Here is an 11,709-nt window from a genome sequence, read left to right as displayed (position 1 = left end):
TCAGAACTTCTCGGGGCGGACGAGGGCGACCACGAGGTAGACGACGGCGGCGGCCGCGAGCACGGCGGCGAGGATCGTGAAGAACATCACGGCCGGTCCCCGCTGTTCTCGCGGGCTGTCGGGGCAGACGGCGGGGTGGGGCGAGGAGACGAGGCGCGGACCTCGGGGCCCAGCTTCTCGACCCCCTTCGCGACGAGGGCGACCAGCGCGAAGATCGCGACGGTCGCGGCGAGGAAGACGGCATCGAGCACGACGACTCCAGGATCGAGAACAGAACCGCGGGCGGACCGCGGGCGCCGCGGGGCGGCACGTGTTCCGATACAACCGGCGGGAGGTTCGGCATCCGGGCGTCCTCACGGTTTCCCTACGGGTGTGCGGCGGACGCATACGGCGCGCTTACGCGGGGGCTGCACGACTCCGGCAGAACGCGGTGTCGGGGCTCGCGGCCGCGCGGTGGGGTGGGGGTTGCAGGAGTCGTGCGCGCGCAGCGCAGTAGCCCGGGCGCATGATGGAGTCATGCTCGCGTCCGACGGTCCCGGTGTCGCGGTCACGGCGACGCTCGTGATCCCCGCGTCCGAGCTGTCGTGGCGGTTCTCGCGCTCGTCGGGCCCCGGCGGGCAGGGAGTGAACACCGCCGACTCTCGGGTGGAGGTGATGTGGGATGCCGTGGCCTCGACCGCTCTGTCGCGCGCGCAGCGCGAGCGGGTCCTGGACCGCCTGGGGAACCGCCTCGTCGACGGCGTGCTGACCATCGCGGCGTCGGAGCACCGCGCGCAGGCGCGCAACCGCGACGCCGCGCGCGACCGGCTCGCCGCGATCCTCGCCGAGGCGGTGCGGCCGCCCGCCCCTCCCCGCCGCGCGACGAAGCCGACGCGGGGCTCGAAGGAGCGCCGCCTTCAGGCCAAGCAGCGCCGCACCGACGTGAAGCGGATGCGTCGGCGACCGACCGACTGAGGTCGGAGGGCCGGCCCGGCCGCTCCGCCGCGTCAGTCGGCGGTGCCCCCGGAGCCGCCCTCGGCGCGGCGGCGGCGCACCTGCTCCTCGAGGTCGGCGAGGTGCATCTCGCGCTCGAGGTCGGCGATCTGCTGCTCGGTGGTGCGGGACGCGCTCGGCGCTGCCGGTGCGGGCGTGTCCTTCTGCCAGCGGCGCGGGTCGCCGAACGACATCGGCGCGGAGCGCGCCTCGTACTCGCGACCGAGCGCGAACCACAGGATCGAGCCGATCAGCGGCAGCAGCACGATGAAGAAGATCCACGCGAACTTCGGCAGATGTTTCACCTGGTCGTCGCGCCGGGTGATGACGTCGACCAGGGCGATCACCAGGACGGCGACGGTCAGCAGGGCGAGTACTGGCATGGCATCCACCCTGTCGCAGAGTCGCGGCCGCGTCCACCGACGTGTCGCGGGCGGGCCGAACTCCGACGCCCCCACCACGAGGGCGGGGGCGTCGGACGGGACTCAGGATGCCGAGGGGGGCGGCGCCTTGCGCGAACGCGGCGTCGGGGTGTTGTCCACCGGCTGGCCGCCGCGCTGCTGGCCCGGCAGGGGGCGGGAGCGGCGACCGTAGATGACCTCCGACGAGTCGAGCAGCCACGGCACGAGGGTGATCGAGACGCCGTGCACGAGCATGAGCTGGTGCGCCAGGCGACGCGAGCGCCGGTTGTGCAGGATCGACTCCCACCAGTGCCCCACGATATACTGCGGCAGGTAGACGGTGACGATGGCCGAGCCGTTCTTCTCGCGGTACTTCTTGATGAACGTCGACACCGGCGAGGTGTACGTGCGGTACGGCGAGTCGATGATCACGAGGGGGATGGGCACCTCGTGCTCGGCCCAGTCGCGCTGCAGCCTCGCCGACTCCTCTTCGGTGATCGCGACGTGCACGGCGAGGGTCTTGTCGTGGTTGGCGGCCAGGGCGTAGTCGATCGCCTTCGACGTGGGCTTCTGCAGGCGGTTCACCAGCACGATCGCCACGTCGCCCGACGAGCCGAAGTGCACGGTGTCGTCCATCTGGATCTCGTGCTCGACGTCGCGGTAGTACCGGTTCACGCCGATCATCAGCACGGCGAGGATCGGAATGGCGATGAACACCAGCCAGGCGCCGTGCGTGAACTTCGTGACCGTGACGATCAGCAGCACCAGCACCGTCATCGCGGCGCCGACGGAGTTGATCCACAGGCCCGAGATCGCGGAGCGGTGCTCGATGGCCGCGGACTGCTGCTTCGCCGCCTCGGCGGGCAGGAGCTTGAACTCGCGCAGAGCGCGCCGCCAGTGCCGCACCATTCCGATCTGCCCGAGCGAGAACGACACGAACACGCCGATGATGTAGAGCTGGATCAGCGTGGTGAGGTTGGCCTGGTAGACGATCAGCACGCCGATGGCGACGATGCCGAGGATGATCATGCCGTTCGAGTACACGAGGCGGTCGCCGCGGGTGTTGAGCGCCTTCGGGGCGTAGCCGTCGCGGGCCAGGACCGCGCCCAGCAGCGGGAAGCCGTTGAAGGCGGTGTTGGCGGCCAGCAGCAGCACGCACGCGGTGGCGGCCTGGATGATGAAGAACGGGATGCTGCCCATGCCGAAGGTCGCCGCGGCCACCTGCGCCATGAGGCTCGGCTGCGGGTTGTTGGCGCAGTCGAAGCCGATGAGGTGGCAGGGATTCTCGGCGTAGTGCACGCCCGAGATCAGCGCGAGAGCGGTGAGACCCGCGAAGAGCACGATGGCGATGCCGCCCATGAGGCTCAACGTCGTCTGCGCGTTGCGGATCTTGGGCTTGCGGAACGCGGGGACGCCGTTCGACACCGCCTCCACCCCGGTCAGCGCCGAGCAGCCGCTCGAGAAGGCGCGCAGCACGAGCAGGATGAGCGCCGCCTGGGTGAGCGACTCGGCCTGCACGGCGTAGTTCGCGCTCGAGGCCTCGGGAGCGTCGCCGAGGAACGTGCGGGCGAGGCCCACGACGATCATCACGCCGACCGACCCGATGAACAGGTAGGTGGGGATCGCGAAGACGCTCGATGCCTCGCGCACGCCGCGGAGGTTCACGATCACGATGAGGATCACGAAGCCGACGGCGATCTCGACGCGGAACGGGTTGAGTTCCGGCAGTGCCGAGATGATGTTGTCGACCCCGGATGCCACCGACACGGCCACCGTGAGCACGTAGTCCACGAGCAGGGCCGCGGCCACGACCACCCCGGGCACTTCGCCCAGGTTCTTGCTGGCGACCTCGTAGTCGCCGCCGCCCGAGGGGTAGGCCTTGATGAGCTGCCGGTAGCTCAGCACCACCACGATGAGGAGCACCACGACGGCGACCGCGACCCACGGGCTGAGGGTCAGCAGGGCCGTTCCGCCGATGAGCAGGATCATCAGGAGCTCCTGCGGGGCGTACGCCACCGAGGAGAGCGCGTCGGAGGCGAAGATAGGCAGCGCCATCTTCTTGGGCAGGAGCTGGTCGTCGAGTTTTTCCGACGTCAAAGGCTCGCCGATAAGGATGCGCTTGGCCATCGGCGTCTCGACGCCGGGCTCGCGACTTTCTTCAGTCACGGCGCGTGACACTACGCGCACTGGACGGGCGGCGCAATCCGACGCGCACGTCGTTCATCGCATGGCAGTCAGACCGTGATCAACGCGACAACACGGTGCCGGGTCGGCTCGAGGTGCGAACCGTGGGTCAGGCCGGGGCGGCCGCCTCGGCGATGAACGCCGCGACCGCGTCGGCGCCGGCGTGGTCGTCGGCGCCGATCGTCACGACGGCGTCGCCGGCGAAGACGATCATCTGCCCGTACGCCCCGTGCAGCCGCCACGCGGCGCCGGGTCCGTCCCACCCGGCCAGGGCGTAGCGACGGTACCCGTCGCCCTGGCTGCCGGTGTCGATCCAGGCCGAGTGAAGGGCATCCACCGTCTCGGCCGGGACGAGTCGTTCCCCCTGCCAGACGCCGCGGTCGCGCACCAGCAGGCCGAGGCGCGCCATCTCGTCGGTGCGCAGGGCGAGGCCCTCGCCGGCGAGGATGCGCCCGTTGTGACAGCGCTTCCAGGCGAGGTCGGCGAGGCCGAGCGGGGTGAACAGCCGGGGGCGCAGGTACTCCTCGACGTCGCCCGTGCGGTGGGCCAGCACGTGCATCGCGGTGTACGTGCTGGCGTTCGAGTACTGGAACACGCGGCCGCGCGACGGGCGCGAGAGGAACTCGGCGGCGAGGTCGGGCCAGTCGGTCATCATCGTCGGCGACCACGGCAGGTCGATGCCGCTCGACATCGACAGCAGGTGGCGCACGGTCACGTCCGGCGCGGCGGTGGGCACGATGCCCGCGACGGGCTCGTCGAGATCGAGCAGCCCGTCCGCGGCGGCGATCCCCGCCGCGAGCACGCACACGGCCTTCGCGACCGAGTGGATCTCTTCGCGCTCGTCGGGCGTCCAGCGGTGCTCGGCGACGTCGTCGCCCACGCGCACGTGCAGCCCGTGGGCGCCGAAGCCGGTGTCGTCGATGTGGCGCACGAGCGCCGCGCGCAGGTCGTGGGCCGGGGTCATCCCCCCAGGCTACGGGCGGGCCGTGTCAACCCGCGGGGTCGTCGGGCGGCGACGCCGCACTGGTCTCTAGGATCGCGGGGTGAACGACATCGTGGGCTCGGGGCTGCTCGCCGTCATCGCGGGCGGGGTGGTCGCCGTGCTCGCCCTCGTGCCGTTCGTCGCCGTGAGCTACCGGCGCCGCGGGGGTCTGACGCTCTGGCGCACGCTGCTCTGGGCGGGGGCGGCGGTGTACTTCTGGGCGATCTGGACGTACACGCTCATTCCTCTGCCCGACGACGACCTCTATCGCTGCGCGGGAGTCAACCTGCGGCCGTTCGAGTTCGTCGACGACATCCGCGCCGCCGTCGCCGTGTCGGGGCGCTACCTGACCGATCCGACGGTGCTGCAGGTGGCGTTGAACGTGCTGCTCTTCCTGCCGCTGGGCTTCTTCCTGCGGGTGCTCGGGGGTCGCGGCATCCTGGTCGCCGGTCTCGTGGGACTCGCGACCTCGGCACTCATCGAGACGACGCAGCTGACGGGCGTGTGGGGCCTCTTCCCCTGCGCGTACCGCGTGTTCGACGTCGACGACCTGATCGTGAACACCTCGGGGGCCCTGCTCGGCTCGCTGGTCGCCTTCGCGGTGCCCGCGGCGCACCGAGGGGTGGCGAAGAGCCCGGATGCCGAGGTGCCCCGCCCCGTGACCCGCCGCCGCCGTCTGCTGGGACTGGTCTGCGACGTCGTGGGCATCTCGCTCGTCGGCGTCGCGGTGTCGGTGCTCGTGCAGGCGGTCACGGTGCTGCTGCTCGGCGAGTCGGCCACCCTGGCGACCGACGAGGCGGCCTCGTGGGCCGGGACGGTGGCGGGCGCGGCGCTCTGGCTGGGGGTCGTGCTGGTGACCGGCCGGTCGATCGGCGACCTCGCGACGCGCGTGCGGTTCACCAACGGCATCCTGCCGGTCTGGGCCGCCCGCCCGCTGCGATTCCTCACCGGGGCGGGCGCCTACGCGGTGCTCGCGGCGCTGCCGGCGCCGTGGTCGATCGCGGCGTTCCTGCTGGCGCTGGTGACCGGCGCACTTCTCGTGGTCTGGCCCGACGGCCGCGGCCTCACCGGCTGGATCGGTCGCCGGCGCCTGGTCGACGATCGGGCCGGGGTGGTGAGTCCCTCGGTCGACACGAGCGCATCCGGGTGACCCGGCTCGGTCTGTGCGGCGTCGACGACGGCGTGCGCGTGCACCGAGTTTTGCCCCTCGGTGGGACACGAGTGAGGCCGCGCCGACCGACGCCGCGGACCGCCCGCTACCGTAACCACATGAGGGAGCCGCTGTCGGCCGCGGATGCACGCATCCTGGCGCTGGAGTCCGATGTCGTGCGCGGGCATGCGCTGAAGCTGCTTTTGCTCGAGCCCGGTGAGGCCCTCGATCTCGAGGCGGTGCGTGAAAGCGTCGCCGCCCGACTGTCGGCGTTCCCGCGCGGGCTCCAGGTGGTCGTCGACGACGGCGACGGACCGGCGTGGATCGAGGCGACCGACGTCGATGTCGCGCAACACGTGCGCCGTCACGCGGCCGACGACCCTGCGGCGCTGCGGGCGGTCGTGGGCCGGCTCATGTCGGAGCCCCTCGACCGCTCCCGCCCGCTGTGGACCATCGACCTGGTGGGGCCCCTCGCCGATGGTCGAGAGGCGGTGGCGGTGCGCCTGCACCACGCCCTCGCCGACGGGCTCACGGCCGTGCGCTTCCTCGAGGCGGTGATCTTCGAGCCGCACGACGCCCCGGCGCACGAGGTCGGCCTGCGCGATCCCGACGCCCGCCCGACGCGGTGGAGCGAATGGGAACGGATGCCGATGACCCTCGCGCGGGAGCTCGCTCACCCCGGCTCGCACTCCCCGTTCGACCGCCCGATCAGCGCGCGCCGCGCCCTCGCCTTCGTCGACGTGCCGCTCGCCGAGGCACGCGCCGTCGGCGCTTCGCGCGCCGACCACGCCACGATCAACGACGTGCTGCTCACGGTCATCGCGGGGGCCCTGCGACGCCGCCTCGTGCACCACGGGCACGTGCCGCGGCTCAACGCCCAGGTTCCCGTGAGCCTGCACGAACGCGGCGAGGACGCCGCGGCATCCGGCAATCGCGACTCGTTCGTCGACGTCGGCCTGCATCTCGACGAGCCCGACGACCTGCGCCGGCTCGACCTGCTCAGCGCCCAGACCCGCGCCCGCAAGCACGCGCACGACGCGCGCGCCCTCGACGAGCTGTTCCACGCGCTCGCGGCGGCCGGGTCGGCCGGCGCGCTGCTGCGCGGTCTCGCCGACGACCCGCGCGAGTTCGCTCTCGCCATCTCGAACGTGCCCGGGCCGCGCGTGGCGGTATCGGTCGCCGGCCGCCGGGTGGGCCACGTGTACACGTCGTCGGAACCGGGGCCGAGGCACGCCCTGCGCGTCGCCGCGATCTCGAACGACCGCTGGCTCGGGGTGGGGTTCTGCGTCGACCCCGAGGCCGTGCCCGACGTCGAACTGCTGGCCGAGGCCGCGCACGACACGTGGGACGCCCTGCGCGCGGGCACGCGGTGAGCGGCGCGCGCTGAGACGGTCGCGTATCGCTCGGCGTCGGCGCCGCTGAGCGCGCGGGGCGGCACCCGCCCGGTCGCGGGGCACTTAGGCTTTTCGAGAAGGAGGCGCATGTCGTCGAGAGCGGGGCGGGCCCAGCGCGCAGGACGCGGAGTCGCTGCGGCGACCCTGGCGACTTTCGTCGCGACCGTCTCGCACGCCTCCGTCGCCGCTGAACTGCCGTCGCTGATGAACATCGCGGTGGCGCTGTGCCTGGCCGCGCCCGTGTGCGTGCTCCTGGCCGGCCGCTCCCTGTCGTGGCGGCGGCTCTCGCTCGCCGTCGTGCTCAGCCAGGCGGTGTTCCACGGACTGCTCGCCCTCGACCTGCGCGGGGGCGGCTCCGCCGCACCGGTGGGCCACCACGGTGCGGTGACCTCTTTCCTCGATGCCGCGGCCTCCGGCTCGCTTCCCCCCGACCACAGCGGGCACTCGCCGTGGATGTGGGTCGCGCACGCGTGCGCCGCGGCGCTCACGATCTTCGCTCTGGGAACGGGCGAGCGCGCGCTGCGCGCCATCGCCGGCTTCCTGCTCGCGACCTTCCGCGCCCTGCGGCCGGTCGCGTCGCCTCCGGTGGCGGTGAGCGTTCCCGCCCCGGCGGCCGAGCCGCCGCTTCGCGCGACGGGTATCGCCGTGCTGTCGGTGATGAGGCATCGGGGTCCGCCGCTCGCGGCGTGACCTCGAACCCTCATCCTTTCGCGCGACGCGACACTGTCGCGCGCGCAGCGTCAGAAAGCAGCACCATGTCCCGTACCCCCTTCCTTCGTCGTGCCCTCGTCGGCCTCGCCGCCGGCGCGGCCCTCGCGATCGCGGTCCCCCTCGCGGCATCCGCGCACGTCACCGTCAACCCCGACACCGCCACCCCGGGCAGCTACGCCACGGTCAACTTCCGCGTTCCCACCGAGTCCGAGACGGCGTCGACCGTCAAGCTCGAGGTCACCCTGCCCACCGACACACCGTTGAGCGCCGTGCTCGTGCAGCCCGTCCCGGGCTGGACGGCCACGGTCGAGAAGGGCGCCCTGCCCGCGCCCGTCGAGGTCGACGGCAACACCCTCACCGACGCCGCGCTGAAGATCGTGTGGCAGGCCGACCCCGGCGTCGGCATCGGTCAGGACCAGTTCCAGGTCTTCTCGGCCGTGCTGGGACCCGTGCCCGACACCGGTCACGTGGTGCTGCCCGCCGCGCAGACCTACTCCGACGGATCGGTCGTCGACTGGGCCGCGACGCCCGACGAGGTCGCCGCCGATGACACGCTCGAGCCGGCTCCGGTGCTCTACATCAACGACACCCCTCCCACGGGCGCGCACAGCCACGGCACGGCGTCCGCCGCGCCGTCGCACGAGCACGACGCCGGTGAGGCCTCGTCGGCCTCGGGCTCGGCATCCGAATCGTCGGGTGTCGCGCTGGGACTCAGCATCGCCGCGCTGATCGTCGCCGCCGCCGGAGCGGTGCTCGGCGCCCTCGCCCTGTCGCGTCGCCCGAAGCGCAGCTGACCGTGCGGGCACCGCGCGCCCTCGGGCGCTCCCTGGCGGTCGCGGCGATCGCGCTGGGCGCCGTGCTCGGCGGGGCTCAGGCCGCGTCGGCGCACGACAGCCTGGTCTCGACCTCGCCCGCCTCCGGCGACACGGTGTCGACGGTGTCGGAGGTCACCCTCGACTTCAGCGCCAATCTGCTGGGGTACGACGGCGGCAACATCGTCGTCGTGCTGGGACCCGACGGCCGGCACTACGAGGCCGACTGCGTCGCGCTCGCCGGGCCCACGCTGAGCGTGCCCGTCGAGCTGGGGGCACCCGGCGACTACACGGTCGAGTGGCGCGCGGTGTCGTCCGACGGGCACCCGGTCTCGGGGACCTTCCCGTTCACCTCCACCGCCGCGGGCACGTCCGTGGGTTCGGACGACTCGCCCTGTGCGAGCGCCGTCGGCTCCGCGGCTGCGCCGGCCGAGTCCGCGTCATCCGAGACCGGCGGACCGTCGGGCCTCACGGTGGGGCTCCTGGTCGGTGGCGGCGTCGTGGTTCNGGCCGGGGGGAGGAGTGAGGGGGTGGCCGGGGAGCGCTGCTCCCCGGCCACCGTTCGCGGAAACGTGTCGAGTGGGATGCCGCACCCGGGCGCCGGGGGCGCGACCTACAGGCTCTGCCCCGGCACCGAGAACGTGTCGCAGGCGTTCACGCCGCCCTCACGCCCGGTGTCGAACCAGCGCTGACGTTGCTCGCTCGAGCCGTGCGTCCAGCTCTCAGGGTTGATCGCCCCGCCCGATTCCGCCTGGATGTGGTCGTCGCCGACGGCCGAGGCCGCGGCCAGCGCATCCGTGATCTGCTGCTGCGTGGGCGGCTCGAGGTACGGGGTGCCGTCCTCGTCGACCTGCTCGCCCGCCGCGGCCACCCAGGCCCCCGCGTAGCAGTCGGCCTGCAGCTCGGTGCGCACGCCGTTGCTGTCGGGACCTGTGCCGTCGTTCGGGTACTGCTCCATGACGCCGGTGAGGTTCTGCACGTGGTGGCCGTACTCGTGGGCGAGCACGTACAGCTGGGCCAGCGGGCCCGCCGTGGTGTCGTACTGCTCGCGCAGCAGGGCGAAGAACGTGGGGTCGACGTAGACCGTCTGCTCCGGCGGGCAGTAGAAGGGCCCGGTGGCGTTCGAGGCCGTGCCGCACTGCGTCGAGGTGGCACCGTCGACGATGATCAGCTGCGGCGGGGTGTACCCGTCGAGGCGCTCCTGCCAGAACTGGTCGACGCTGAGCGAGGCGGCCGCCAGTCGACACGAGTCGTCGGTGTTGGCATCCTGGCCCGTCTCACAGCTCGTCAGGGCCTCACCCCCACCCGCGGGGGCCGCGGGCGCCTGGCCGCCGCCGATGAGCCCGGTCAGGTCGGTGCCGGTGAACAGCGAGAAGAGCAGCACCACGATCGCCCCGAGGCCGACCGTTCCACCGCCCACCGCGGCGATCGTGCCGCCGCGGCGCTTGGCGGTGTTGTTGCCGACGCGGGCGTTGTCGTTGAAGGTCACGTCCGACACCGTAACGGGCGCGACGCCCGTGACGACAGGGCTGGTGCTCGGCGCGATCGGCGCGCTCGTCGTCGCGCCGCACTGTCCACCCCTGCCCCCACTGCTCGTAAGATTTCGCGTAGCGCGCGTTCTCGCCGTATTTCGCTCATACGTATTCACGAAATGAGATCGTTACCCGCGGTTGTGTGCACTAAGGCTTCCCTAATGGCTGTGCATACGTATACGGTTTGGCCATGTCATCCACCAGAACGCGTGCTTTCGCACTCGTCGCCACGGTGGCCTTGGGCGCACTCGCCCTCTCCGGATGCGGCGCGGGCAGCCGTACGGGGAACGAGAACGCCACCGAGGTCAGCTGCGACTACACCGCACCCGAATCCGCGACCACGGTCAACGTGCTCGCATACAACTCCTCCGCCATCGACCCGTTCACGAACACGATGGTCTCCAGCTGCACCAAAGACGACGTGACGGTCAAGCACGACCCGATCGACTTCGGCGGGCAGGTCACCAAGACGACGGCGACGCTCTCGGGCGACACCGGCACCTACGACATCGTCGAGACGTACGGCTTCGTCATCCCGGGTCTCGCGACCGAGGAGAAGCTCGTCCCCCTCGACGACCTGTTCGCGAAGTACGCCGACCAGTACGGGCTCAATGAGATCAGCGAGTCGATGCGCACCGGCATGTCGTACGACGGCAAGCTCTACGCCCTGCCCATGCAGGCGCAGATGTTCGTCATGGCCTACCGCGCCGACGTCTTCGACGAGCTCGGCCTCGAGATCCCGACTACGTTCGACGATGTCGTCAGCGCGGCCGAGGCCATTCGCGCCTCCGGAAAGATGCAGTACCCGGTGGCGCTGCCCTGGCTCGCCACCGCCGACGTCTCGACGAGCTTCCAGGCCGCGATGAACTCCCTCGGCGGCGACTTCGTCGACGAGTCGGGTGAGGTCACCCTCGACGGCCCCGAGGCCAAGCAGGCGATCGAGGGCATGCTGTCGCTCGTTCCGTACATGGACCCGCAGGTCGCGACGTTCGACCAGCCCAAGGTGCAGCAGCAGATGTACAACGGCACCGCGGCGATGTCGATCATGTTCTCGGGCCGGATGAACGACCTGACGCTCTCGACGAACAGCAACCTCGCGGACTCGTTCGCGTTCGCTGCCCCACCGAAGGTCACCGCCGACGCACCGTACGCCTACAACCGCCTGTCGATCGACGGATGGTCCATCCCGTTCAACACGGCGCTCGACCACGACATGCTGTTCGTCATGATGGCCTCGGCCGTCAGCGAAGACGCCTCGACCGCGTCGGTGCCTGCGGCCTACCCCGCCCGCGAGGGCATGGTGACCGCGGAGAACTCGCCCTACGGTGAGGCGGCGAACGACTCGATCGCTGCGGCGATGCCCCCGATCGTGTCGCCCATCCTGGCCGACCTGACCAACGAGATCCGCCCCATCCTGGTGCAGATCCTGTCGGGCAACGTCTCGGTCGACGACGGTCTGGCGCAGATGCAGGCCGCGGGCGAAGCCTTCGTCGGCTGATCCGCCCACCACTCGAAGCGACAGATCGATGACCGCGGCCTGGATGCGAGTCCAGGCCGCGGCCGATCGAGGG

At 71.6% G+C, this 11,709-nt stretch carries 12 protein-coding genes and 1 pseudogene; 7 read left to right on the top strand and 6 right to left on the bottom strand.

The features are described from left to right. Complete coding sequence (gene kdpF / locus IFR11_RS13425; protein ID WP_191916518.1) at positions 1–87, bottom strand: K(+)-transporting ATPase subunit F; 87 nt, start codon at positions 85–87, stop codon at positions 1–3. After that, positions 87–251 carry a hypothetical protein gene (locus IFR11_RS13420; protein WP_156459319.1) on the bottom strand — a complete coding sequence of 55 codons (165 nt, stop codon included), beginning with the start codon at positions 249–251 and terminating at the stop codon, positions 87–89. The genes kdpF and IFR11_RS13420 overlap by 1 nt, the downstream gene beginning before the upstream one ends. Positions 252–516: 265 nt before the next feature. Between IFR11_RS13420 and arfB the strand changes: the two genes are divergently transcribed. Further along, on the top strand, positions 517–954 hold the full coding sequence (gene arfB / locus IFR11_RS13415; RefSeq protein WP_055832130.1) for an alternative ribosome rescue aminoacyl-tRNA hydrolase ArfB: 438 nt from the start codon (positions 517–519) through the stop codon (positions 952–954). A gap of 32 nt (positions 955–986) precedes the next feature. Here arfB and IFR11_RS13410 read toward each other — a convergent pair whose 3' ends face one another. The 3 genes from IFR11_RS13410 to IFR11_RS13400 form a co-directional block, all read right to left on the bottom strand. Further along, positions 987–1,355, bottom strand: a complete 369-nt coding sequence (locus IFR11_RS13410; RefSeq protein WP_191916491.1) for a PLD nuclease N-terminal domain-containing protein — start codon at positions 1,353–1,355, stop codon at positions 987–989. Positions 1,356–1,457: 102 nt separating this feature from the next. Further along, positions 1,458–3,500, bottom strand: a complete 2,043-nt coding sequence (locus IFR11_RS13405) for an APC family permease (protein WP_191916517.1) — start codon at positions 3,498–3,500, stop codon at positions 1,458–1,460. Positions 3,501–3,666: 166 nt separating this feature from the next. Then, positions 3,667–4,521: a serine hydrolase domain-containing protein gene (locus tag IFR11_RS13400; protein WP_191916490.1), complete on the bottom strand. Its 855-nt coding sequence runs from the start codon at positions 4,519–4,521 to the stop codon at positions 3,667–3,669. Positions 4,522–4,600: 79 nt separating this feature from the next. Between IFR11_RS13400 and IFR11_RS13395 the strand changes: the two genes are divergently transcribed. The 5 genes and pseudogenes from IFR11_RS13395 to IFR11_RS16895 all read left to right on the top strand — a co-directional run. Beyond that, on the top strand, positions 4,601–5,689 hold the full coding sequence (locus tag IFR11_RS13395; RefSeq protein WP_055935375.1) for a VanZ family protein: 1,089 nt from the start codon (positions 4,601–4,603) through the stop codon (positions 5,687–5,689). Positions 5,690–5,808: 119 nt separating this feature from the next. Further along, a complete protein-coding gene (locus tag IFR11_RS13390) occupies positions 5,809–7,062 on the top strand; it encodes a wax ester/triacylglycerol synthase domain-containing protein (RefSeq protein ID WP_191916489.1) in 1,254 nt (417 codons plus the stop codon). A gap of 108 nt (positions 7,063–7,170) precedes the next feature. Beyond that, positions 7,171–7,773 carry a hypothetical protein gene (locus tag IFR11_RS13385; RefSeq protein WP_055935380.1) on the top strand — a complete coding sequence of 201 codons (603 nt, stop codon included), beginning with the start codon at positions 7,171–7,173 and terminating at the stop codon, positions 7,771–7,773. Between the two features lie 65 nt (positions 7,774–7,838). Then, entirely contained in the window at positions 7,839–8,588 is a 750-nt protein-coding gene (locus IFR11_RS13380) for a YcnI family copper-binding membrane protein (protein ID WP_191916488.1), read from the top strand. A gap of 2 nt (positions 8,589–8,590) precedes the next feature. After that, a pseudogene (locus tag IFR11_RS16895) lies at positions 8,591–9,113 on the top strand (copper resistance CopC family protein); the annotation flags it as partial. Between the two features lie 106 nt (positions 9,114–9,219). Here IFR11_RS16895 and ypfJ read toward each other — a convergent pair. Then, on the bottom strand, positions 9,220–10,095 hold the full coding sequence (ypfJ, locus tag IFR11_RS13370; protein ID WP_055937582.1) for a KPN_02809 family neutral zinc metallopeptidase: 876 nt from the start codon (positions 10,093–10,095) through the stop codon (positions 9,220–9,222). Between the two features lie 233 nt (positions 10,096–10,328). Here ypfJ and IFR11_RS13365 point away from each other — a divergent pair, with 233 nt between their 5' ends. Beyond that, on the top strand, positions 10,329–11,636 hold the full coding sequence (locus tag IFR11_RS13365; protein ID WP_191916486.1) for an ABC transporter substrate-binding protein: 1,308 nt from the start codon (positions 10,329–10,331) through the stop codon (positions 11,634–11,636). The last annotated feature ends 73 nt before the right edge of the window (positions 11,637–11,709 follow it).

Source organism: Microbacterium sp. CFBP 8801 (genome assembly GCF_014839455.1).
Taxonomy (GTDB): domain Bacteria; phylum Actinomycetota; class Actinomycetes; order Actinomycetales; family Microbacteriaceae; genus Microbacterium.
The sequence above is the reverse complement of the archived record's forward strand: the minus strand, read 5'-3'. Positions and strand labels throughout refer to the sequence as shown.